The organism is Paraburkholderia caffeinilytica, assembly GCF_003368325.1.
GTDB lineage: Bacteria > Pseudomonadota > Gammaproteobacteria > Burkholderiales > Burkholderiaceae > Paraburkholderia > Paraburkholderia caffeinilytica.
Genome location: NZ_CP031467.1, coordinates 3,346,639 through 3,368,756, shown reverse-complemented (window position 1 = coordinate 3,368,756; position 22,118 = coordinate 3,346,639). Strand labels below are relative to the sequence as shown.

The following is a 22,118-nucleotide window of genomic DNA, read 5'->3' as shown; positions in this document are numbered from 1 at the left end:
TCTGTCTCCGACGTTTCCCTCTCTCGTGTAACGGTCCTCACTCTTCGGCATAACGTTGAAAGACCGGAGCCGCGCGCCGTTCCAGCGCGATACGCCGCAGCAGCATTCCGAGCGTTGTCAGCGAGACCAACGGCAAGAACTGGAACGGCCCGCAGGCAACGATCAACATGCCCCCAAGCGGCGCGATCCAGAGCACGGCCAACCATTCCCTTTCGCGGCGCTCCCAACCCGCGACCAGCGCATGCCGGCAATACCACGCGATCAGTACACCGAGCCAGGCGAGGTCATAGTCGTAGAGGTAGGGACTCACGAGCAGGCTCGCGCAGACCAACGTTGCCGCACGCAGGGCATACGAGCACTCGCCACTCCACGCGTAACAGACGGCGGCCGCGGCGATCAGCGCACACGCGCCCTGCGCTGCGTAGGCGAGCACAGCCGGCGCATGCATCAACGTGGCGAGCGCGAATACAGTTGGCACGCGTGCCAGCGTGGCGTGTGCGGACTCGATGCTGTAAGTGGCAATCCCGGTGCTATGCAGGAATGCCGTTAGCGTATCCGTGCCAAATGCGAGCACGGCAAGCGCAAGCGTGACCCCGGCCGTCAACGCGAAAGCAGCCAGCGCGCGCCAGGAACGGGAGCACAACAACGCCAGCGGAAACAGCAGGACCAGTTGCGGCTTCATGCACAACAGGCCCATGCAGACCCCGGCGGCAACCGGCCGGCGGCGCAGCCATACCAGTCCACACCCTGCGAGCGCGGCTGTCAGCAAACCGTTCTGCCCGACGCTGATAACGAAAAGCGCGCCGGGAAAGAACAGCACAGGCAGGATGGCGAGACGGTCCGGCACGATGGCGCGGATCACCTTGACGAAGAGCACGTACGCGCCACCGAGCCACAGCACCGCAGCGGCCTGATAGGGCAGCAACGCGAGCGGCACGACCAGCAGCAGCGTGTTTGGCGGATACAGCCACGGCAGGATGCCGTTGACGGCGCCGAGGTACGGCATCGTGCCGATCTCGATCGCCGACAGCGCCTGGATGTTATAGGCGTCGACTGCGTGCCCATGCAGGGCAAGAACTGCTGCGCTCCAGAACGGCAGGAAATCCACCACGAATGGATTCATGCCGCCCAGCCGGATCAGATAGATTGCGATGAACAACGTGTAGCACCCAAATACGACGATCGGGTATAGCCGCAGACGATCCGCGTTGAGCCAATGCGGATGCCTCGCCGGACCCGCTGCGTGCAATACCGGCAACGGCCGGCATTTCGGCGACGCATGGCGGAACGCATGCAGGTTCATGCCGCCTCCTGCACATCGAGCCGCGTGCGCCGCACGATAACGAACAGAACAAGCAGCAACACGAGCGGTCCGATTTGCGGCAAGTGAGTCAGGCGATTGAAGAATTCATGTACCGGCAGCAGCCACGCAAGTACCAGAACGGCCTGCTCGCCGCGCCGCCAACCCTTTTCAAGCCCACACGCAACAAGACAGACGAGCGCAACACCGAGCCAGGTCAGTTCGTAAAACCATAGGTAAGGATTCGCTAGCAGCGTCGCCACCGCAATCGCCGCGGCACGCATCCGCAGATCGTCCGTGCGTCGCCACACATAGCACGCGGCCGCAGCAGCGATCAAGGCGACACCGCCTTGTACGGCATAAGCCATGGCAGCAGATGCATCCGCGAGACGCAGCGCGGCAAACGGCGTCGGAGAGGAAGGCCAGTACAGCACGCGATTCTCGAGCACCAAATCTCGCGCCACGCTGGTGCCGACCATGAATGCGCGGAGCGATTGTGTGCCGCACACGAGGACACTGATTCCAACAAAAGCGGCAGCACTGATTGCCGCGGCCCAGATGGTTTTCCACGCGCGCGCGGCGACCAGCACAACCGGAAATAACACAGCCAATTGCGGCTTGATTGCAAGCAAGCCGATGCAGATGCCCGCTCGAACAGGATGCCGCTCGGTCCAGCGAACGGAGAACGCCATTAGTGCGGCGGTAATCAACGCATTCTGTCCAACCACTGCCGCAGCAAAGACGCCCGGATACGCAAGCGTGACGAGGGCGGCAAACTGCGGGCGTCGAAAATTGGCAGCGAAACCGGTAACGCCCTGCGTGCCGGCCGCGAACAGCCAGGCGCTGACGCACACGAAGAGCAGATAACAGAGCGCGTACGGCAATAGGGAAAGCGGTACGACGAGCAGCAGCAGTGTGGGCGGATAAAGCCACGGCAAAAAACCGTGCGCGCCAAATAGCTCCGCTTCGGCCCGTGAAAACGCAGGATAGTCGTAGACCGCCGCCGGCGAGCCGTTCAACATCATGTGCGACGCAGTCCAGAACACCGAAAAGTCGACGCCCGGCCGGGTGACGTCAGCTGCCATGAAGCCGGCGCTAGTCCAACCCCATGCCGCCAGCAGGATGGCGCAGAGCACGAGCATCGCGCAGCTGTACAGCAGCACGCGTTCGCGTGTGAGCCAGCTATGGACGCAATGTGCGGTGCCGAACACTCCCCGATCCGAAAAGTACATGATCCCCGCCTCACATGAGCGCCGGATATTTTTTTCATCCGGTCTATCTGATTTTTTGTTTCCATTCCTAAGCGAACGAATTGATCGTCGCGCGCTTGTGGTCGATTCATTGTTGTAGGAAATATCTTGACTTTCAAGCCATCGTTTTCCTCACCGGCAACGGCACCCGTCCAAGACTCGCCTCGCAACGCAAATTCGACGCGTTTTTTAGCATCCTGGACCAGTCGCGTCTCAACATTGAGACGATCCGGACCGGCAGGCTCGTGGAAATTCCGCCGATTTCAACGGCGCAGACGCCCGAACCGAACCAGGGTAAATCGCGAGATATTTTCGCAAAGCAAGGAACGGCGGGCCTCTCCGCGATTCCGGCTCTGCCGGGTTGGCCCCCCGAATCGTCGCAGATTAGGAACAGTCTGTGCGGCGCGGGTGGGGTCGAACAACCCGCGAATCGGCGTCACCCCCGTATTTCCTGGCATTTGGGGAAGCTGGCCCATTGCTTGCGAAGGAAAGGGCGCGGAAGTCGACGACGTGACGACCAGCGCGATTCAGGTAGCAGGTACGAGAGAGCACCTGGATCGCAACTGGAGTCAGCCACGGGGGTTTTCTTCACATGCGCAGCTGCAATCAGCAAAAGACAGCGCGGATGAAAAGAGGACAGATGGTAGTCGCCGACTGACTAGCGTGCTCCGGCTTCGGCCGGAGACTAAAAACAGGCAGCAGAAGTCAAGGACCACGACATGAAAAACGATCAGGCAAAACGGCGGCCCGTCCGTCGCCGCGGCGACATCGGCTTCACGTTCCCGGCAGCAATCACATCGATCGTTCGCTGCGCGCTCTGTCGCGTCGGCAATGAAATTCACGGACCATCCGTCTGGCAATTCGCCTTGCACGCGGTTCGTGGCCTGTTTCCTCGCAACGACTCTTCCGACCCGATCCGGTTGCACGCATTGGCGTGTACGCGGACACGGCCGGCCTAGACTCGGCGCCCATTTTCTTGCAGTGCCCATAGCAGTACCTCCCCTCAGCCTATCCGGGCAAAGGGTTTATCGTTAGTTATACAAAGGAGTTCGCCATGCAACATATCATCGCCCAAGCCAAGCGTTTCGTTCGTGACGAAGACGGCGTGACCGCCATCGAATACGGACTGATCGCATCCCTGATCGCAGTCGCCATCATCGTCGCTGTAACGGCCGTTGGCACAAAGCTGAGTGCGCTCTTTACGACGGTCGCGAGTGACCTGTAAGCGGCGCGCCGACGGACGATGATCAGCCGTTGATTCGTCCGTCTGCGCCGGGCCTTCGACTCTGACAGCCCTCCCAACCTGGAAAGGAGCGACCCATGAATGCGATGAGAGAAGCAGAGCGACGCGTCTCGCTGCTGCGGTTCTTCCTGATTGACGCAGCCCGTACCAGACGTTTCGTGCTGGACGAACAAGGCGTGACGGCCATCGAGTATGGCCTTATCGCGGCACTGATCGCGGTGACCATCATCGTTGCCGTAGCGCTGGTCGGGACAGATCTGAACGCAGTGTTCAACACCATCTCAAGTGAACTGTAGAGACGGGATTCGACGGGTGAACGGTTCTCCGTCTCCCCGTCTTCCCAGGAATCATCAGGTGTTTCACCGTCGAGCGGAACCGACGACGAGCCAATTCGGGAGATAGCCATGTACGCATGGAGCGATATTGCGAAGCAGTTGCTGCGAGACGGCGGCGGCGTCACGTCGATCGGGTACCGGCTGATCGGATCGCCTATTGCAGCGACGATCCTCGACGCGGTCGCAACGCCTGCCGGCTCCGTGGGCAATCTCCATCAGCGCATCGCGACCCAGATCGCGACGGCGCGTGGATACATGTAGACGAACCGGATCGAGACCGCCATGTTTCTGCCCTCACAACCCATTCCTGCATGCGTGATTGCGCTGGCCATCGTGGCGGCCAGCACGGATCTCACTTGCCGGCGAATTCCTAACCGGATCATCGCGATCGGCCTCGCCGCTGCACTGGTCGTGCAGGTCTGGCTGGACGGCCCGCTTGCCGGAGGTGCGCACTGGCTCGCCGGCGCCTTGACCGGGTTCGCGGTGTTGCTGCCCTTCTATCTGTTGCGGGGCATGGCCGCCGGCGACGTGAAACTACTGCTGACGATCGGCGCCTGGGTCGGCCCGGCGATAACCGTCCGCATCGCCCTGGCAACGTTCATCGCCGGCGGAATCTGGTCGCTGTGCGTCACGTTGCGTCAACGTCGCACGAGGCAATTGCTCGTGAATCTCTGGTGCATCGTAAGCGGCGCGTGGCGCCCCGGACCACAAGCGGCCGGAATTCTTCAGTACCAGCAGATCGAATCGGTTGGATCTGTGCCCTACGGCGTCGCCATTGCCGCCGGGACATTAGGTGTGTTGTTCGCGTCGGCTGCATAGCCGAAAAATCCGGGGTTGCCGCCAGCATGGACAACCCGAGCCGTACAGCCTGTGACACCGGTTGCGAACCGGTGCTGGAGAGACAGCGATGAACCAGCAGAACATTGAAGGCGGGAGTGTCGCGCAGGTTATGCACCTCCCGGAACCTGAGCCGTCGTACGGCCGTCACGCGGAGGAATCCACCGTGTCGCTGCGCGCTCCGCGCTCGCTCGCCGAAACCGGATTGCCTCAGGAGTTCGTGACACGGCTCGTACTCAAGTCCGTCCTGCTGCACGGCAAGTCGAGTTTCGCGGATCTCGCCGAGCGGCACAAGCTGTCGGTGGGCGTACTTGACGACGTGCTGGCATTTCTCGTGCGCGAGCACCTTGTCGAGATCACACACCGCGGCTCGCATGACATCGACGTGCAGCTTCGTCTCACGGACAGCGGCCGCCATCTCGCACAGGACGAAATGCAGCGTTGCAGATATTGCGGCCCGGCTCCCGTCGCGCTCGACAGCTATGTAGCAAGTGTGCACGAACACTCGGTCCGCTGGGTCCGCATCACGCAAGGCGACGTCAGTTCGGCATTCCGCGATGTAGTCGTCGACCGCGCGCTTCTCGATGCAGCGGCGGCATCGCTCAATGCCGGACGGCCGCTGATGCTGCACGGTCTCGCAGGCAGCGGCAAGACGTTTCTCGCCGAACGGCTTGGACTGCTGCTACGCGGCAATGTGCCGGTTCCTTATGCGCTCTATGTCGGCGGCGAAATTATTCAGCTTTACGACCCGCTCGTGCATCGCGACGCACCCGAGCAAAGCAGGACGCAGACGAGCGACCGGCGCTGGCGCTTGTGCTGCCGGCCGGTAGTGATCTCGGGCGGCGAACTGACACTCGAAGCCCTCGACCTGCGCCATGACGCCACGGCCGGCTTCTACCAGGCGCCGCCGCACATGAAAGCAAACATGGGGCTGTATATCGTCGACGATCTGGGGCGCCAGCGCATTGCGCCTCATGACCTGCTCAACCGCTGGTTGATGCCGCTCGATCGGGGTGTCGATCAGTTCACGCTGCAATCCGGCTCGCGCTTCGTGGCGCCCTTCGACGTATGGCCGGTGTTCTCCACCAATCTCGCGCCGGCCCATTTCGAGGACGCATTTCTGCGCCGGCTCGGCTCGAAGCTGTACGTGGGCCCCTTGCCGGTCGACGACTATCGCGCGGTATTCAACGCGCGTTGTGCCGCGCTCAAGCTCGTTGCGACGCCAAGCGCATTCGACTACTTGCTTCACAACCTGCATTTCCCGAGCGGCAAACCGTTCCTGGCCTGCTATCCAGGCGATCTGCTCAATCTTGTTTCCGCCGCGGCGCATTACCGCGGCACGGCGCGCGAAGTGACGGGTGAAGGGCTGCGCGAAGCATGGCACAGCTATTTCGGCACCGTGATGGAGCATGACAGTCCTTACCCAACTACGGCCGACCGGCCGGGCCAACAGTTGGCCGCCGGTTGACCGGTCAGTGTCCAACGACCTACGCAGGAGTATCACCATGAAAAACAGTCGCGCTCTATTCATGCTGGTCATCGCCGTGCTGGCCGGTCTGGCCGCCGTGGTCTTCGCCTCGCGATGGCTGATGCAAACCTCGTCGAATGCGGTTACGCCTATCGCGGTCGCGACGGGCGACGTCAACCTCGGCGAGCCGCTCAACGCCAGCCTGATCCGCACCGTCAACTGGCCGACGGGAAGTGTGCCGCCGGGCGCATTCACCGATCCGAAAGCGCTCGAGGGCCGTGTGGTGCGCACGAGTCTCGGGCGCGGCGAGCCGGTGATCGAATCGAAGCTCGCGCCGATCGGCACGAAAGGCGGCCTCTCCGCCGTCATCGGCGACGGCAACCGCGCCATCACGGTCCGCGTCAACGACGTGGTCGGCGTAGCGGGCTTCGCGCTGCCGGGCAACTACGTCGACGTCATCGTGAACACCCAGCAGTCGGACAAGGGCGACGCTCAGCAAAGCATTTCGAAGATCGTGCTGGAAAAGATCCTGGTTCTCGCGGTGGCCCAGCAGGTCAATCGCGACGACACGGCGCCGAAAGTCGTCAACGCGGTCACGCTCGAAGTCACGCCTGATCAGGCGGAAAAACTCGACCTCGCGCGTAGCGTCGGCACGTTGTCGCTGGTGCTGCGCAACCAGGTCGATACGGCAACGCTGCCGACTGGCGGCGCCACGAAGATCACGCTGCTCGGTACACCCGTAGCCGCTCCGGCCTCCGCACCCGCGGCTTTACCCGCGCGTCCGGCACGCGTGCACTACGCCGCACGACCAGCGGCGAAGCGGGACTGTGTCGGCGTGCTTTCCGGTGTATTGGGCAGCGTCGAATGTTTTTAGGCCGGATGCAGCGGCATCCGCGAAGACGAGCCGCGGCAACTGGCATCACCTAGGCAAATAACGGAAGTCTCGATCGATGTCGAGAAACGGGGGCAGGAAAATGAAAACGAAACTGTGGATCTCAACCGGTGGTGCGATGCGTAGCCGCTCGCTGAGCGGCGTCGTACTCGCCTCGGCCTTATGCACCGGATTGCTTGTCGCACAAAGCGGCGCGGCACAGGAAGCCGTCGAGGGCCCAGCGCTCTCGAAGGCCCGGCCGAATGCTCCGTTGCCGGTGGGCCGCGTGCCGACACCGATGATGCTCAGCATGGCGCCGATGCCGGCCGGTGGTGCAGCCGGCGGCGCCGCACCGCTGCGCGGCCCGAACTGCAGCGGCGACATTCGCGAAGAAACCAGCGTCGTCGTGCCGGTCGGCAAGTCGACGCTCCTGCCTCTCGCCGAACCGGCACGCAACCGCACGCTCGGCAATCCAACGATCGTGCAAGCCACACTGGTGTCGCCGCGCACGCTCTACCTCGTCGGCATGGCGGTCGGTACGACCAACATGATCGTGCAGGGACACAGCGGCGGATGCCAGATGATCGACGTGATCGTCAACATCGACGCCAACGGCGTGCAGCAATCGCTTGGGCAACTGCTGCCCGCTGAGCGCGGCATCCGGGTATCGACTGCCGCGGGCAACCTGGTGCTCGGAGGGCACGTGTCGAGCTCGCCGGCTGCCCAGCAGGCGATGGAAATCGCGAAGGCCTATGCAAACGCGCAGCCCACCCAGCAATCGCAGAGCGGGTCCGGTGTCCTCGGCAACGGGACCCCGGTGAACCAGCAGAGTTCGAGCACCAACAAGCCGGCAGACGTGATCAACATGATGACGGTCGACGCGCCCCAGCAGGTGATGCTCGAAGTCAAGGTCGCCGAGGTGTCGAAGACGCTCATCAACCAGATGGGCGCGGCGCTCAACATTCAAGGCGGCTTCGGCTCGTGGAGCGGCGCGCTCGTGAGCAATCTGCTAGCCGGCGTAACGAGCGCGATCGTGGGTAGCAAGGCGAACAACCGCCCGTTCAACTTCGCCGTCGATGCGCAGAAGACAGACGATCTCGTCAAGATCCTCGCCGAGCCGAATCTCGTTGCGATCAGCGGCCAGGAGGCCACCTTCCTCGCCGGCGGCAAGATCTTCATTCCGGTGCCGCAGAGCAGCAGTACGGGTGCCACGACGATCACGCTGCAGGAAGAGGAATTCGGTGTCGGCCTGAAGTTCACGCCGACCGTGCTCGCCAATGGCCGCATCAGCCTGAAGGTCGCGCCCGAGGTGTCTGAATTGTCGCCGACCGGCATCACGCTCAGCGCGACCAACGTGAGCGGCGTGTCGATCCTGCCGCTCATCACGACACGTCGAGCATCCACGGTCGTGCAGATGAGCGACGGCGAATCGTTTGCGATCGGCGGCCTGATGAAGAGCAACGTGACGGGCGCGCTGAAAGCCATTCCCGGCATCGGCGAAGTGCCGGTGCTCGGCGCGCTGGCGCGCAGCACGTCGTTCCAGCAAGACCTGACGGAACTGGTGTTCATCATCACGCCGCATCTCGTCAAGCCGCTGCAAACGGCGGACCTCCCGCTGCCCACGGATAGCTTCTCGCAGCCGAACGAGGCCGACGTCTACGCGACCGGCAACATGGAAGGCCGCCACCCGAAAATGCGTGCCGCACCTGCCGACGCGGCTCCCGCTTCTACGCCCATGCCGGCCCCGGCTTCGGTGAGCCCGCAGGCACCGCTGCCCTCGCCTGCACCGGCGCCCCAACCGCCGGCCGGGCCCGTTGCGATGGCGTTGCCGCAGCCCGGGCCGCAGTCCGCGGCGCCCAGCGCCGACCGGTCGCGCCTCGTGCCGGATACGGCGGCCGGCACTACGGCGCCGCTAGCGGAAGCGGCGTCATCCGGAGAGACCGAGCAGGCGGCCCGCGCTGCCCGAATCGAAAGCGCCGCAGCACGGATCGCCGCCCGCCAGGGGCGGCAGGAAGTCGCGAAAGCGGACACGTCCAGCCACGCGCTCGAACATTGATGTGATGCCAAGGGGAATGTCATGAAAAACGAACACTTTGCTCTCGCACGCTGGGCCGCGCTCATCGTGCCGGCCTGCGTGACACTCGGCGGTTGCATGTCCAGCACGCCGATCTGGGACGCGCATTTTGGTCAAGCGGTCAAAACCGTCACCCAGGCGCAGATCATCGATCCGCACGCGGCCGAACACGCGCAGTCGGCGCCGGGTGTGGACGGCAAGGCCGCCGCTTCGGCGATGGACACCTACGACAAGTCATTTCAGCAACCCGTACCGCAGTCGAACGCGTTTGTCATCGGCATCGGAAACGGGGGCGGCGGGGCCAGCGGTCAGTAAGAACAACATGCACCGGGGGGACGTCATGCGTAGCGTAAAGCAATCAGGGAGGGACGGCGCGGCTCGTCGGAACGAGCGTGGCGCCGTGTCCATCATCGTCGCGTTGTCGCTCGTGGCGCTGATCGGCTTCGTCGGCCTCGCGCTCGATCTCGGCAAGCTGTACGTGACCCGAAGCGAGTTGCAGAACAGCGCCGATGCTTGTGCACTGGCCGCCGCACGCGATCTCACCGGTGCAACAGTCAATCTGTCTGTCTCCGAGGCGGCCGGCATCACCGCCGGCCACCTCAACTACGCGCTGTTCCAGAGCGGCGCCGTGCAGATGAAAACAGAGAGCAGCGTGCTGTTCAGCGATTCGCTGAGCAACCCGTTCCTGCCGAAGAGTTCCGTGACCACCCCGGCAAACATCAAATACGCAAAATGCACGGCGTCCAAGGCGAGCATTGCGAACTGGTTCATCCAGGTGCTTGGCGCGTTCAGCGGCACGAGCATCGCCAATGCAACCGTTTCCGCTACGGCCGTGGCCACCGTCGGCGCCGCGCAAACCACCTGCGCGATTCCGGCGTTCATCTGCAAGGCCGGCACGGAGACCACGCCGCCGACAGCAGGCGAAACGTATACGGTCGGGCAGTGGATCGCGTCGAAAAGCGGCGCCTCGCCGGCATATGGCTCCGGCAACTTTGGCTGGGCCGCCCTCGACGGCAGCAACAGCGCCAATTCGATCAAGAATGAATTGACCGGGAATTATTGCGCCCTGCCCGCCGTCGGCGCGAACATCGGCTCGACGGGCAACATGGTCGCCGACTCAGGCGCCTGGAATACGCGCTTCGGCATCTATGGCACCTCGTACAAGGGACCTGCCGACGGCGCGCCCGATTTCACCGGATTCGCGTACACCTCGACGACCTGGACTGCGCAGGCCAACGCATATAGCGACTTCGTCAACGAGCGCAAAACGTTTCAGCCGTATCAGGGCGACAAGGCCACCGGCTCCAACACCAAAGGGACATACAGCGCCAGCAACTACCCGCTCGGCGCCGACCGGCGTCTCGCGCTTGCGCCCGAACTGGACTGCGGCGTGCTGGCGAGCAGCCACCAGGCTCCAGTCATTTCCTGGGACTGCGTGCTGATGCTCGACCCGATGGACTCCGGCGGGACAGCCGGCCCGGTCCATCTGGAGTACCGCGGCTCGTCGTCGGCGCCGGGCAGCCCGTGCGCGACGCAGGGCGTTCCTGGTTCCGGCAGCTCGGTCGGGCCGCAGGTACCGGTGTTGTTGCAATAGGGGGCTGACATGAATAAACGCTCTACCCGTCCAGCACGCATGCGCGGTGTCGCCGCGGTGGAATTCGCCATCGTGCTGATTCCGCTCGTGACGCTCGTTGCCGGCGTGGCTGAATTTGGCCACGCAATTTACCAGTACGAAGCGCTCACGAAAGCCACGCGCGATGCCGCGCGCTATCTGTCCACCTACCTGCCGACCGATAGCGCCTACCCGCTCGCGCAGGCCCAGTGTCTCGCCGTCTATGGCAGCACGACCTGTCCGTCGTCGGGCAGCGGAACGGAGCTCGTCACAGGTTTGACGACCTCGATGGTGATCGTATGCGACAGCGCGCACACGACCAGTTGCGCCGATGCCTCCGACCCGGCGCAGTTCGCCAACGTCCCAACCTACGACAACGACAACGGAACCGGCCCTTCGAACGCAGCCGGCAGCGTCAACCTCGTCGAGGTCAAGATCAAGGGTTATCCGTACTCCCCGATCCTGACCTACTTCAATCTGTCGCAACTGACGTTCGGCAACATCGTCACCGTGATGAGGCAAGTGTCATGAACCCGCGCCCTGTTTCCCGATCATCCCGGCTGCGCGCACAACGCGGAGTCGCCGCCGTGGAGTTCGCGCTGGTCGCAGGCATCCTGTTCACCCTGCTGATCGGCGCTTGCGAACTGGGCCGCGTGCTCTTTTACTGGAACACCGCGAGTGAAGCCGTGCGCCTCGGCGCACGTACCGCCACGGTCTGCGATGCCGATGCTGCGGTTGTCAAAAGCAGGATCACAGGCCTGCTGCCTCTGCTCGCCACGTCCAACGTGAATGTCGCGTACACGCCGTCCGGTTGCGATTCCGATCCCACCACCGCACGCAACACGTGCACGTTAGTCACCGTCAGCGTGACCAACGTCAGCGTGAAAACCATGATTCCGTTCGTGCCCCTCACGCTCACGATGCCACCGCTCACGACCACCCTGCCGCGCGAAAGTCTCGCAACGTCGACGGGTGGAAGCGTCTGTCAATAACACAACTTACCCAGGCAGCCACGACCATGATCAACATTCTCATCACATCGGAAGACGCCACGCGCTTGGCTCAAATCGTGAGTCTGATCGGCGAATGCGGCAACTACCGCACGACCCGCGTGGCCGGCAAACCCTCGTCGCTAGCCGAGCGCGGCGACAGCCTGGATGCGTTCGACGTACTGATCGTCGACGCATCGTCGCTCGAAACCGCCGAGCTTCCGGTCGTCGGCCAGCTGTGCCATCGGCGTCCTCAAGTCACGTCCATCCTGCTGATTCCCGACGCGTCGCCGCAGACGCTGATCGAAGCCATGCGCGCCGGCTTTCGCGACGTGCTCGGCTGGCCGCTCAACAAGGCCACGCTCTGCGAAGCGCTTTCACGCATCGAGAGTCAGCGCGCGCTGAATGGCGCTCACGAAACGCAAATTGTTTCGTTCCTGTCCTGCAAGGGCGGAGCGGGAACCAGCTTCATCGCCAGCAACGTGGCTCACGCGATATCGGATAGCCAGCAAAAACGCGTGCTGCTGATCGACCTCAATCAGCTTTTCGGGGACGCCGCGTTTCTCGTCACCGACGAAAGACCCCCCTCGACGTTGCCGCAGATGTGCGCACAGGTAGAGCGGATGGACGCGGCCTTTTTCGACGCCTGCCTCGTGCATGTGAGCGACACGTTCCATATACTCGCCGGCGCCGGCGATCCGATCAAAGCGTCGGAGATCAAGGACGAAAGGCTCGAATGGATTCTGGGCGTCGCCGTTCCGCGCTACGACCTGGTGATCTTCGATCTCGGACAATCGATCAACCCGCTCTCCATACTGGCGCTCGATCGCAGCAACCAGATCCATCTCGTCTTGCAGGCGAGCATGCCGCATGTGCGCGCGGGCCGGCGTCTGCAGGAGATTCTGGCGTCGCTCGCTTATCCCTCCGACCGTACCCGGCTGCTTCTGAACCGCTACACGCGCCATGGGGAACGCGCACGGGCCGCGCTGGAGGAAGTGCTCGGCATGCGTCCCTATCAGGTCATCCCGGAAGACATCGAGACCGTGTCCGAATCGATGAACCACGGCGTGCCGGTATCGAAGCTGAGCCGCAATAGCAACGTGTCGCGCAGTCTGCTTGCGCTCGCGAACAACATCGTCAGCCTGTCGGCGGGACCCGAAAGCGGCCGCGAAAGGGGTGAGCCGCTGCTCGCCCGCTTCTTCGGACGCAGCCCGGCACCGAAGCTCAAGGCTATGTGATAAACCTGAGGAGACCATCATGTCGCTGCGTGAACAGATTTCCGCTCAACGTGTGCAGCCGTTCGGCGAACGCGAAAACGCACAGCACTCGCCGAACCACATGGCGCGGGCTGCTTACCAAAGGTTGAAACGCGAAATACATCAGTGCGTGCTCGATCGAGTCGAACTGGAGCGTCTCGCGCGTATGCCGCCCGAGCAGGTTCGCCACGAAATCGGCGCGCTCATCACGCGCATTCTCGAAGAAGAGAAGGCGCCCGCCAACGATATCGAACGCCGGCAACTGGTGATCGACGTCTACGACGAGATGTTCGGGTTCGGTCCTCTGGAAAGCCTGCTGCGCGATCCGACGATATCCGACATTCTCGTCAACACGCACCAGCACACCTACGTCGAACGCAAAGGGCGGCTCGAGCTGACCGACGTGACGTTCTACGACGACGCGCACCTCATGAAGGTGATCGAAAAAATCGTGTCTCGCGTCGGACGCCGGATTGACGAATCGAGCCCGATGGTCGACGCACGTCTTCCAGATGGCTCACGGGTCAATGCAATCATTCCGCCATCCGCAGTGGACGGACCGCTGCTCTCGATCCGGCGCTTCGCGGCCAATCCGTTGCAAGTCTCCGACCTGCTCCAGTTGCAGAGCCTCACGCCGCCGATGGCGGAGGTGCTCGATGCACTGGCGCGCGCGAAGGTGAACATACTGGTGTCGGGCGGGACCGGCAGCGGCAAGACGACGCTGCTCAACGTCCTGTCGGGCTTCATTCCGGACGATGAGCGCATTGTGACCATCGAAGACGCGGCGGAACTGCAAATGCGGCAGCAGCATGTTCTGCGGCTCGAAACGCGGCCGCCGAACATCGAAGGGCGCGGCGAGATCACGCAGCGCACGCTGGTGCGCAACGCCCTGCGGATGCGGCCTGATCGCATCATCCTCGGCGAGGTGCGCGGAGCCGAGGCGCTCGACATGCTCAACGCGATGAACACCGGTCATGAAGGATCGCTCGCCACCATCCACGCGAATACCCCGCGCGATGCGCTGACGCGCCTCGAAAACATGATCAACCTCGGGGGCCTGTCGCTGCCGACCAAAACCATGCGCCAGCAGGTTTCATCGGCCATATCGGTTGTGGTGCAGGCTGCCCGGTTGACCGACGGTCGACGCAAGATCGTCAGCATTCAGGAGATCACCGGCATGGAGGGAGACATCGTCAACATGCAGGAAATCTTCACGTTCAAGCGAACCGGAATCGATGAGAACGGCAACGTGCGCGGGCGGTTTTGCGCGACCGGCGTGCGGCCGAAATTCGCTGAGCGCCTGCAGGCATTTGGCGTCGCGTTGCCCGACCAGACCTACGACCCGGGACGACACTTCGAAACGACGTGATCCGGCTGACCCGATCCGCTTATTGACTCGCAGCGGTCTCAGGAGACTTGCATGAACCCGATCTTCTACGCATTCGCCGTCTTGCTGTTCCTCGCGGTCGTGCTCGCGCTCGAGGGCGGCTACCAGTGGTGGAACAATCGTCACGGCCCTGCCGCCCGCCGGATCGAATCGCGTATTCGCGCACTATCCGCCGGCGGCCAGGTTCATAAGGAACGCTTGACGATCCTGAAGCAGCGCATGTTGAGCGAGTCGGAATTGCTCGACAAGCTGCTGATGCAGATGCCTCGCATCCAGACGCTCGACCTGTGGATCCAGCAATCCGGGCTCAAGTGGTCGATTGCGCGACTGATGGGTACGGCCCTCGTTCTGCCTGCGACCGTACTCGCCCTGTCCACGCTCACACCCATACCGACGATGTTCGCCGCACTCGGCGCCCTGTTCACATCGCTGCTGCCGTTTCTCCATGTAAGCAGGCGGCGCAGTAAGCGGCTGCGCCAACTTGAACGCCAGTTGCCGGACGTCGCCGACATGATCAGCCGCGCGCTACGCGCAGGACATGCGTTCTCCAGCGCAATCGGCATGGTCGGCACCGAGTTCGCCGAGCCCATGGGGGGTGAATTCCGCATCACGTTCGACGAAATCAACTACGGCGTTGCACTGAACGAGGCCTTGATGAATCTCGCGACGCGCGTACCGATCCGCGATCTGCGTTACTTCGTGATCGCCGTCCTCATTCAGCGGGAGACGGGCGGCAATCTCGCGGAGATACTGGACGGCATTGCAACGCTGATCCGCGAACGCATGAAGCTGTTCGACAAGATCCGCGTGCTGTCGGCCGAGGGCAAGTTGTCGGCGTGGATACTTGGCCTGCTTCCGTTTGTCACCGCGGGGTTGATGATGGTCCTCAACCCCACTTTCCTTGAAGTGCTGTGGCAGGACCCGGCCGGCATCAAGGTCGTCGAGATGGTGGTGTTCTCGATGCTATGCGGTGTGATGTGGATGCGACGCATCGTCAAGATTCGCGTCTGATCGCACTCTTCGCACACACGCTGCAGATCAGGATATTAAGGAGCTGTCATGCAAACGCTCGACTCGATGCACATGCTGTTGCTGGCCGGCCTTTTCGCCGTGGTGTTCGGCGCGGTATTCGGCGCCATGCTGCTATTCTCGCCGCGCGATATGCGCCGGCGAATCGAACAGGCAGGCGGGACCAACCTGCCCATGTCCGAACCCGACGGCATGCCGTCAGGCTCGGCATGGCTCGAAAAGCTCGCCGAGATTTCGCAGCCGATTTCGAAACTGTCGGTCCCGACCGAGGGCTGGGAAAACTCGGCACTGCGCGTGCAAATGATGAATGCAGGGTGGCGCACACAGGGTGCCGCCGCCCTGTATTTCGCCGCGAAAACCGTGCTCGCGCTCGCGCTGCCGCTGATTGCCCTTGCGTGGCTGGCCAATTCGTCGCTTGCGGCGCAGCAGTACGTCTTGATGGCCGTGCTCGCCCTGCTCGGCGCGATCGGCTACTACCTGCCGAATTTCGTACTGGCGCGCCGCATTGCGTGGCGCAAGCGGGCGATTTTCGAAGATTTTCCCGACGCGCTCGACCTGCTGACAGTCTGTGTCGAAGCGGGTCTCAGCCTCGACGCGGCGTTAGTGAAAGTAGCGGGAGAAATAGAACTGCGCAGCCCGGTGGTCGCCAGCGAACTGCAGTTGATGCTGCTCGAAATGCGCTCCGGGTTCACCAAGGAAAAGGCGCTGCGTAATCTCTCTTTGCGCACCGGCGTCGAGGATGTCGATTCCTTTTGCGCAATGCTGGTTCAGGCCGAACGTTTCGGCACCAGCATCGGCGCCTCGTTGCGCGTGCTGTCGGACACGCTGCGCACGCGCCGCCGCATGCGCGCCGAAGAGCAGGCCTCGAAGATCGCGCTGAAACTGCTGTTTCCGCTGATTTTCTGCATCTTTCCTGCCCTTCTCACCGTCTTGCTCGGGCCGGCGTTTATCCACATCTACAGGATTCTCCTCCCCACTTTGAGCGGCGGCTAGCAGGTGGTCGAACGGGTTGAACCGCCAGGGAAACACGAGACCGCGTGGCGCGCATCGGTCATCGGCGATGCGTCCTGAATCTCGGCTCCTCGGTATAAGTGCCTATTTATCCACCGGCGAGTCGGGACGTTAACCCTGTATGGACGTTTTGAGTACCTCGCAGTAGCAACAGCATCGAGATTCTCTTTTTTTGCGGCGTCAGTAGCGAGTAGCATCGAAGTACCAAACGTCGTTGTACTGCCGATTTTCAGGCGGGCAATGAAATAAGAAGGAATAAGAAGGAATCGGGGAATATCATGCCAAAATCACCTGACGATGTCCGAGCGGGTTCTTGCGTGACGGCCGGCTCAACGCAGTCGGCGCCCCCGTCCAAGTCGGACACCCCACGCCGCGTGATCTGCGTTGCTCGCGCACCTAACAACGCGCTCCTCGCAGAGATGCGCTCAGCCGGCTGGGAAGTCGTCGTGGCGAAAACCGCCACCGGCGCCGAGGCTGCAACGAAGAAGTCAGGCGTCGCCGCCGGTCTCATCGATTTCGACGGTTTCACGCCACGCGACTTTCCTATCCTCAAGGCATGTCTGAGCCAGACGGCGATCGGCTGGGTGGCAATCACGGCTGAAGGCCAGTCGGAAAGCAAGGCGGTTCGCGAACTGATTCGCAACTATTGTTTCGACTACCTCACGCTGCCGCTGCCTCCCGATTGGATTTCGCATGCGCTCGGGCATGCGCGAGGCATGGCGGAATTGGATTACGTCGATACGGCCGCCGATACCTCGCTCATGGACGACGATGCGATGGTGGGCAGCTGCGAAGCCATGCAGCAGCTTTTCAGCACCATTCGCAAGATTGCCAATACGAACGCCAGCGTGTTCATCTCCGGCCAGTCAGGTACCGGAAAAGAACTCACCGCCCTCGCGATTCACAGGTGCTCGCCGCGCAGCAAAGCACCTTTCGTTGCGATCAATTGCGGCGCGATTCCGAGTCATCTTTTGCAGTCTGAACTATTCGGCTACGAACGTGGCGCGTTCACAGGCGCAAACGAGCGCAGGATTGGCCGCATCGAATCGGCGAACGGGGGCACCCTGTTCCTCGATGAAATTGGCGACATGCCGTTCGAAGCCCAGGCGGGCCTGCTGCGCTTTCTGCAGGAAGGCAAAATTGAACGGCTCGGCGGCAACGAATCGATTCCCGTCGACATACGCATCATCTCAGCGACCCACGTCGATCTCGAAGCCGCGATACTCGCCGGCCGCTTCCGCGCCGACCTGTTCCATCGCCTGTGCGTGCTGCGCGTCAATGAACCGCCGCTCAGCGCCCGCGGCAAGGACATCGACGTGCTCGCTCACTACGTCCTGCAGAAGTACAAGACCGACAGCAGCCACAAGATTCACGGCTTCACGCCATCGGCCATCGACGCCATGCACCACTACCACTGGCCGGGGAACGTGCGCGAGTTGATCAACCGCGTACGTCACGCGATCGTCATGGCCGAAGGCAGGCTGCTGACACCCCACGATCTCGACCTCGAATCGGAGTCGGCTGGACAAACGGCGACGCTTGATCGTATCCGCGAACAGGCCGAGCGCAGCGCAATCGAAACCGCCTTGCTGCGGCACGATTACCGGCTGGGAGAAACGGCGACGGCCCTCGGAATTTCGCGCTGCACGCTGTATCGGCGAATGGTCGCGTACGGAATGCACGTCGCAGAAGATGCGGATGAAGAACTGAATGGAGATGTATCCATCTGATTTGCGACTGTCCGGTTTCGTCAAAACGGGAAGCCGCCACATTTGGTTCGGAGCCGACCTGCCCGGATAGTCGCAATTGGCTCAGGAATCGAAGCCGATCCGCGGCGACCAGATCGCACCTCTTACAGTTGATTACAAGTGTTCGGCGTTACCGCTGCGCGCCGTTCGTACAATCGAAGCACTCAGTAGACTTCGGGAAAGCGAAAATGAAAACAGCGCAATGGATTGCTGCAAGCCTCCTGGCGCTTGCGTCCGTGTCGGCCTTGGCGGCAGCGGGGGGCAATGGAGGCGGGAACGGTGGAAGCGGCGGAGCGGGAGGCAGCGGCGGGGCCGGACACAGTGGTCTGGGCGGCAACGCGGGTGGCATGTCCGCAGGCCACATGAGCAGCAAGGGCGTCAGCAATACCAACGGCTTTAATTCAGGCGACCGCGATGTCGGCCTTGCCCGCGCGGCGGACCGATCGGACACGCAGGCGGACCGTGCCGACTCGCAAACGAGCCGGAAGAGTCTTCATGCGGCTCAAACAGATCACGCGCGTTCCCACTCGCATGCGCGGGTGAGCGCGAAGCTTCACCACAGCCAGCACATCGCAATCAGCCATTCGACTTGATGAAACACAGAGGGCGCCCGCGGGCGCCCTCTGTGTTTCATCTTCCTTCTCGTCAGCAATTCCCCTTTTTCGCCTGTCCAGGCGGACAGAAACCGTTGCCAGGACCACCTTGTGGCCCGCCTTGCGGCGCGACAAGCACGCCCGGCGAATCAGGCACATACAGCGCACAGCCGCTCAGCAGGGCGGCACTTGCGGCAAGGGAAAGTGCGAGTGGAAATGCCGGCACGCTCGCCAGCGTTTTGAGTATCGTTTTCATGGCGCATCCTCCTTCATCGTTGTGTGCTGAAGGATACAGAGATACTTTGTAAGCAGATTGGGCAAATTGAAACGACCAGTAACCTGAGTCTTTGACATTCTCTGTCATGCCAGGAGAAATGCTGGCCGTCAGTTTGCATGTGATGCGGAGTGGATCTCTGGGAGCGTGAATCTCCGGGATAAAAGGCGCACGGCTTTAGCGAAACGATTGATAACCGACCCAATTGTCAATCTGCGGCGTTTGGACTAGGGTTGTAGCAGCTCTTCGTTGCACAACAAGAACGGACGTTGCGGGGGAAGCCATGGTCACGTTACTCGACCTCGAAATCGCACATCTTGCGCGGGTGATGGGCGCATCAATGATCGGGGACCTCGCGGGACCGATCTTGCCGGGCGCCTACTGGCGTGGGCGGCTCCATCAGCTGCTCGATGCGCAGCACCTGACCAACGCACAATTGCGCTCGCTGGACACCTTGCTGGTGCAACTGGATGAACTCGAAGCTCAAGTCTCAAACGGTATCGCCCGCCGGGTGGCAGGCAGCAAGGGCTAACGCCGTCCTGGCGCACCCGTCCCGGTGTTTTTCTCATGTTCGCCGAGTCCTGTGGGCACCACTCGCCGTGGACCGCAGGAATCGAAGCTTTTGATTTACCGGGATTTTCCGAGTTGCCCAAGCACTTGGGCGAGTTCTGGCGGAGAGAGGGGGATTCGAACCCCCGATAGGTTATTAACCTATACACGCTTTCCAGGCGTGCGACTTAAACCGCTCATCCATCTCTCCGGCGGGGAGCCGAATTATAGCAAACTTCGCGCCCTGCGCCACACTGATGCGCAAACCCGTCTAAGGATGCCGGATATAGTCCACCAGCGCCCTCGTATAAGCATCCGGTTTCCGGTCCAGCAGACTCACCCCGATCGCCACCAGGAACCCGGCCGGCACGCCGAACACGCCCGAACTGATCGGCTCGATGCCGAACCACCGCGCACCCGCGAAGCCCGTCAACTGCGTGAAGAACGGATACGTCGACACGATGTAGTAAATGCACACCACCAGCCCCGCCACCATGCCCGCCACCGCCCCAAGCCGCGTGGTGCGCTTCCAGAACACACCCAGCACCAGCACCGGAAACAGGCTCGACGCCGCCAGCGAAAACGCCGCGCCCACCAGAAACAGAATATTCCCCGTATTCAGCGACGCCACATACGACGCGAACAACGCCACTCCCAACAACAGAATCTTCGAGATCGTCACGCGCCGCTGGCTCGATGCGGCCGGATCGACCATGTGATAGTAGACGTCGTGCGATAACGCGTTGGCGATCGTCAGCAGCAGACCATCCGCGGTCGAGAGCGCCGCGGCCAATGCACCGGCCGCGATCAAGCCTGACATCACATACGGCAGCCCCGCGATCTCGGGCGCGGCGAGCACCACCATATCCGGCTGCATCTGGATCTCGCTCCAGCGCACGATACCGTCGCCGTTTGTGTCGGCAAGGCTGATCAGACTCGGCTCGACCTTGCGCCACTGCGTGAGCCACTGCGGCAAATCGGCAAAATGATGGCCGACCAGGTTGGTCAATATCTCGTACTTGATCAGCACTGCCAACACGGGCACCGTCAGATAGAACAGTGCGACGAAGAACAGCGTCCAGCCGACCGAGCGTCGTGCGGATGCCACCGAGGTCGTCGTGTTGTAGCGCGTCAGGATGTGCGGCAAGCTCGCGGTGCCAAGCGAGAGACACAGCAGCAACGACAGGAAATTACGTTCGTGAGTGCGCCGGTCTTCTTCGCTCGTGACGGGAAACGGCTCGTGCATCGGCACCGGCGCGGCCGCGCGCATCAGCATTTCGTCGCGGCGTTGGGTCCAGACGATCTGTGCCGCGGCGGCATCGCGTGGAAATTGTTCGAGCGCCCGCTCGCGCTCCTTGATCTCGCGCAGCGGGCCGTTGTGGCGACGCAAGTCCGCGACTTCCTGCGTGAGGCGCAGCTTCTCGTCGACGAACGATTGCGGCAACGTGTCGAGCCGCATCTGCATCAGCGCGGCGCGCTGTCGATAATCGTCGCGTACGGTCTGCTCGAGCGGTGCCTCTCGCACCTGCTTCTCCAGGCCTTCGACGCGCTCCATCAAGCGCCCATAGTTGAACTGCGGCACCCAGCCGAGGCCGTCCTTATGCGCGATCATCGATACGGGAATCAGGATGGCCGCGATCAGGATGATGTATTGCGCAACCTGGGTCCACGTCACGGCACGCATGCCGCCGAGAAACGAGCACACCAGAATGCCCGCGAGTCCGCAGAAAATGCCGACCGCGAAATCCACGCCGATAAAACGTGTCGCAATCAAGCCGACGCCCTGAATCTGCGCAACCAGATAGACGAACGAGCAGAGAATCGCCGCCAACGCAGCGAGTCCACGCACCGCGTTGCTCGAAAAGCGCGTGCCGAGAAAATCGGGAATCGTATAGCGCGCAAGTTTGCGCACGTACGGCGCAAGCAGGAACGCGACGAGGCAATAGCCGCCGGTCCAGCCCATCAGATACGCGAGACCGTCGTATCCGGTCGCATAGATCGACCCGGCGAGGCCGATAAACGACGCCGCGGACAACCAGTCGGCCGCCGTCGCCATGCCATTGAAGAAGGACGGCACGCGCCGCCCGGCCACGTAGTATTCGACGAGATCGGACGTGCGCGACAGCAAGCCGATCACCGCATACACCGCGATCGGCACAAACAGGAACACATAGCCGATCCAGACGCCGGGGCCTGTGATCCGCTCGATGCGCCACATCACGTAAATGAATAGCAGGAAGCCGAGCGTATAGAGCGCGTATGAGCGGATCAGCCGGTTCGTGAGCTTCATCG

General features: G+C 62.3%; 22 protein-coding genes and 1 tRNA gene. 18 read left to right on the top strand and 5 right to left on the bottom strand.

What is annotated here, in order from left to right; genetic code table 11:
- Nucleotides 1-37: 37 nt before the first annotated feature.
- Nucleotides 38-1,303, bottom strand: a complete 1,266-nt coding sequence (locus DSC91_RS31445) for a glycosyltransferase family 87 protein (protein WP_115782419.1) — start codon at nt 1,301-1,303, stop codon at nt 38-40.
- Nucleotides 1,300-2,532 (bottom strand): glycosyltransferase family 87 protein, encoded by a 1,233-nt coding sequence (locus DSC91_RS31440; protein ID WP_115782418.1) that lies wholly within the window; start codon nt 2,530-2,532, stop codon nt 1,300-1,302. Before DSC91_RS31440 ends, DSC91_RS31445 begins: the two co-directional genes overlap by 4 nt.
- Nucleotides 2,533-3,604: 1,072 nt before the next feature.
- Here DSC91_RS31440 and DSC91_RS31430 point away from each other — a divergent pair.
- From DSC91_RS31430 to DSC91_RS38385, 17 genes are all read left to right on the top strand, one after another.
- Nucleotides 3,605-3,775: a Flp family type IVb pilin gene (locus DSC91_RS31430; RefSeq protein WP_115782416.1), complete on the top strand. Its 171-nt coding sequence runs from the start codon at nt 3,605-3,607 to the stop codon at nt 3,773-3,775.
- A 146-nt stretch (nt 3,776-3,921) separates the two neighbouring features.
- Nucleotides 3,922-4,089 carry a Flp family type IVb pilin gene (locus DSC91_RS31425; RefSeq protein ID WP_229758134.1) on the top strand — a complete coding sequence of 56 codons (168 nt, stop codon included), beginning with the start codon at nt 3,922-3,924 and terminating at the stop codon, nt 4,087-4,089.
- A gap of 108 nt (nt 4,090-4,197) precedes the next feature.
- Nucleotides 4,198-4,389: a Flp family type IVb pilin gene (locus tag DSC91_RS31420; RefSeq protein WP_115782415.1), complete on the top strand. Its 192-nt coding sequence runs from the start codon at nt 4,198-4,200 to the stop codon at nt 4,387-4,389.
- A 21-nt stretch (nt 4,390-4,410) separates the two neighbouring features.
- Nucleotides 4,411-4,947 carry an A24 family peptidase gene (locus DSC91_RS31415; RefSeq protein ID WP_115782414.1) on the top strand — a complete coding sequence of 179 codons (537 nt, stop codon included), beginning with the start codon at nt 4,411-4,413 and terminating at the stop codon, nt 4,945-4,947.
- 88 nt (nt 4,948-5,035) lie between these two features.
- Complete coding sequence (locus DSC91_RS31410) at nt 5,036-6,433, top strand: ATP-binding protein (protein ID WP_115782413.1); 1,398 nt, start codon at nt 5,036-5,038, stop codon at nt 6,431-6,433.
- A gap of 37 nt (nt 6,434-6,470) precedes the next feature.
- Nucleotides 6,471-7,307 (top strand): Flp pilus assembly protein CpaB, encoded by an 837-nt coding sequence (cpaB, locus tag DSC91_RS31405; RefSeq protein WP_115782412.1) that lies wholly within the window; start codon nt 6,471-6,473, stop codon nt 7,305-7,307.
- A 100-nt stretch (nt 7,308-7,407) separates the two neighbouring features.
- Nucleotides 7,408-9,360, top strand: a complete 1,953-nt coding sequence (locus DSC91_RS31400) for a type II and III secretion system protein family protein (RefSeq protein ID WP_115782411.1) — start codon at nt 7,408-7,410, stop codon at nt 9,358-9,360.
- A gap of 21 nt (nt 9,361-9,381) precedes the next feature.
- Complete coding sequence (locus tag DSC91_RS31395; RefSeq protein ID WP_115782410.1) at nt 9,382-9,693, top strand: hypothetical protein; 312 nt, start codon at nt 9,382-9,384, stop codon at nt 9,691-9,693.
- A gap of 25 nt (nt 9,694-9,718) precedes the next feature.
- On the top strand, nt 9,719-10,972 hold the full coding sequence (locus DSC91_RS31390; RefSeq protein WP_115782409.1) for a TadE/TadG family type IV pilus assembly protein: 1,254 nt from the start codon (nt 9,719-9,721) through the stop codon (nt 10,970-10,972).
- A gap of 39 nt (nt 10,973-11,011) precedes the next feature.
- Complete coding sequence (locus DSC91_RS31385; RefSeq protein ID WP_162831533.1) at nt 11,012-11,521, top strand: TadE/TadG family type IV pilus assembly protein; 510 nt, start codon at nt 11,012-11,014, stop codon at nt 11,519-11,521.
- Nucleotides 11,518-11,982 carry a TadE/TadG family type IV pilus assembly protein gene (locus DSC91_RS31380; protein ID WP_115782407.1) on the top strand — a complete coding sequence of 155 codons (465 nt, stop codon included), beginning with the start codon at nt 11,518-11,520 and terminating at the stop codon, nt 11,980-11,982. Before DSC91_RS31385 ends, DSC91_RS31380 begins: the two co-directional genes overlap by 4 nt.
- Nucleotides 11,983-12,008: 26 nt before the next feature.
- Nucleotides 12,009-13,217, top strand: a complete 1,209-nt coding sequence (locus tag DSC91_RS31375; protein ID WP_115782406.1) for a CpaE/TadZ family protein — start codon at nt 12,009-12,011, stop codon at nt 13,215-13,217.
- A 19-nt stretch (nt 13,218-13,236) separates the two neighbouring features.
- A complete protein-coding gene (locus DSC91_RS31370; RefSeq protein ID WP_115782405.1) occupies nt 13,237-14,604 on the top strand; it encodes a TadA family conjugal transfer-associated ATPase in 1,368 nt (455 codons plus the stop codon).
- 51 nt (nt 14,605-14,655) lie between these two features.
- A complete protein-coding gene (locus DSC91_RS31365; protein WP_115782404.1) occupies nt 14,656-15,633 on the top strand; it encodes a type II secretion system F family protein in 978 nt (325 codons plus the stop codon).
- 48 nt (nt 15,634-15,681) lie between these two features.
- Nucleotides 15,682-16,644 (top strand): type II secretion system F family protein, encoded by a 963-nt coding sequence (locus tag DSC91_RS31360; RefSeq protein WP_115782403.1) that lies wholly within the window; start codon nt 15,682-15,684, stop codon nt 16,642-16,644.
- A gap of 296 nt (nt 16,645-16,940) precedes the next feature.
- The gene (locus DSC91_RS31355) at nt 16,941-18,392 is read left to right on the top strand and encodes a sigma-54 dependent transcriptional regulator (RefSeq protein ID WP_115782402.1); all 1,452 of its coding nucleotides are present in this window, start codon (nt 16,941-16,943) and stop codon (nt 18,390-18,392) included.
- A 206-nt stretch (nt 18,393-18,598) separates the two neighbouring features.
- Entirely contained in the window at nt 18,599-19,003 is a 405-nt protein-coding gene (locus DSC91_RS38385; protein WP_115782401.1) for a hypothetical protein, read from the top strand.
- A 52-nt stretch (nt 19,004-19,055) separates the two neighbouring features.
- On the opposite strand, the gene DSC91_RS31345 is transcribed toward DSC91_RS38385, so the two are convergent.
- Nucleotides 19,056-19,259, bottom strand: a complete 204-nt coding sequence (locus tag DSC91_RS31345) for a hypothetical protein (RefSeq protein WP_115782400.1) — start codon at nt 19,257-19,259, stop codon at nt 19,056-19,058.
- Between the two features lie 301 nt (nt 19,260-19,560).
- Here DSC91_RS31345 and DSC91_RS31340 point away from each other — a divergent pair, with 301 nt between their 5' ends.
- Nucleotides 19,561-19,809 carry a hypothetical protein gene (locus DSC91_RS31340; protein WP_115782399.1) on the top strand — a complete coding sequence of 83 codons (249 nt, stop codon included), beginning with the start codon at nt 19,561-19,563 and terminating at the stop codon, nt 19,807-19,809.
- 137 nt (nt 19,810-19,946) lie between these two features.
- Here DSC91_RS31340 and DSC91_RS31335 read toward each other — a convergent pair.
- Together DSC91_RS31335 and DSC91_RS31330 are read right to left on the bottom strand one after the other, a co-directional pair.
- A tRNA-Ser gene (locus DSC91_RS31335) sits at nt 19,947-20,037 on the bottom strand.
- A 60-nt stretch (nt 20,038-20,097) separates the two neighbouring features.
- Nucleotides 20,098-22,116, bottom strand: coding sequence for a sodium:solute symporter family protein (locus tag DSC91_RS31330; protein WP_115782398.1), 2,019 nt, complete (start codon nt 22,114-22,116; stop codon nt 20,098-20,100).
- Nucleotides 22,117-22,118 lie beyond the last annotated feature (2 nt).

Bases quoted from the DNA above. Each gene is read 5' to 3' on its own strand.
- DSC91_RS31445 (WP_115782419.1), bottom strand. From the start codon at position 1,303: ATGAACCTGCATGCGTTCCGCCATGCGTCGCCGAAATGCCGGCCGTTG.
- DSC91_RS31440 (WP_115782418.1), bottom strand. From the start codon at position 2,532: ATGTACTTTTCGGATCGGGGAGTGTTCGGCACCGCACATTGCGTCCAT.
- DSC91_RS31430 (WP_115782416.1), top strand. From the start codon at position 3,605: ATGCAACATATCATCGCCCAAGCCAAGCGTTTCGTTCGTGACGAAGAC.
- DSC91_RS31420 (WP_115782415.1), top strand. From the start codon at position 4,198: ATGTACGCATGGAGCGATATTGCGAAGCAGTTGCTGCGAGACGGCGGC.
- DSC91_RS31415 (WP_115782414.1), top strand. From the start codon at position 4,411: ATGTTTCTGCCCTCACAACCCATTCCTGCATGCGTGATTGCGCTGGCC.
- DSC91_RS31410 (WP_115782413.1), top strand. From the start codon at position 5,036: ATGAACCAGCAGAACATTGAAGGCGGGAGTGTCGCGCAGGTTATGCAC.
- cpaB (WP_115782412.1), top strand. From the start codon at position 6,471: ATGAAAAACAGTCGCGCTCTATTCATGCTGGTCATCGCCGTGCTGGCC.
- DSC91_RS31400 (WP_115782411.1), top strand. From the start codon at position 7,408: ATGAAAACGAAACTGTGGATCTCAACCGGTGGTGCGATGCGTAGCCGC.
- DSC91_RS31395 (WP_115782410.1), top strand. From the start codon at position 9,382: ATGAAAAACGAACACTTTGCTCTCGCACGCTGGGCCGCGCTCATCGTG.
- DSC91_RS31390 (WP_115782409.1), top strand. From the start codon at position 9,719: ATGCGTAGCGTAAAGCAATCAGGGAGGGACGGCGCGGCTCGTCGGAAC.
- DSC91_RS31385 (WP_162831533.1), top strand. From the start codon at position 11,012: ATGCGCGGTGTCGCCGCGGTGGAATTCGCCATCGTGCTGATTCCGCTC.
- DSC91_RS31380 (WP_115782407.1), top strand. From the start codon at position 11,518: ATGAACCCGCGCCCTGTTTCCCGATCATCCCGGCTGCGCGCACAACGC.
- DSC91_RS31375 (WP_115782406.1), top strand. From the start codon at position 12,009: ATGATCAACATTCTCATCACATCGGAAGACGCCACGCGCTTGGCTCAA.
- DSC91_RS31370 (WP_115782405.1), top strand. From the start codon at position 13,237: ATGTCGCTGCGTGAACAGATTTCCGCTCAACGTGTGCAGCCGTTCGGC.
- DSC91_RS31365 (WP_115782404.1), top strand. From the start codon at position 14,656: ATGAACCCGATCTTCTACGCATTCGCCGTCTTGCTGTTCCTCGCGGTC.
- DSC91_RS31360 (WP_115782403.1), top strand. From the start codon at position 15,682: ATGCAAACGCTCGACTCGATGCACATGCTGTTGCTGGCCGGCCTTTTC.
- DSC91_RS31355 (WP_115782402.1), top strand. From the start codon at position 16,941: ATGCCAAAATCACCTGACGATGTCCGAGCGGGTTCTTGCGTGACGGCC.
- DSC91_RS38385 (WP_115782401.1), top strand. From the start codon at position 18,599: ATGAAAACAGCGCAATGGATTGCTGCAAGCCTCCTGGCGCTTGCGTCC.
- DSC91_RS31345 (WP_115782400.1), bottom strand. From the start codon at position 19,259: ATGAAAACGATACTCAAAACGCTGGCGAGCGTGCCGGCATTTCCACTC.
- DSC91_RS31340 (WP_115782399.1), top strand. From the start codon at position 19,561: ATGGTCACGTTACTCGACCTCGAAATCGCACATCTTGCGCGGGTGATG.
- DSC91_RS31330 (WP_115782398.1), bottom strand. From the start codon at position 22,116: ATGAAGCTCACGAACCGGCTGATCCGCTCATACGCGCTCTATACGCTC.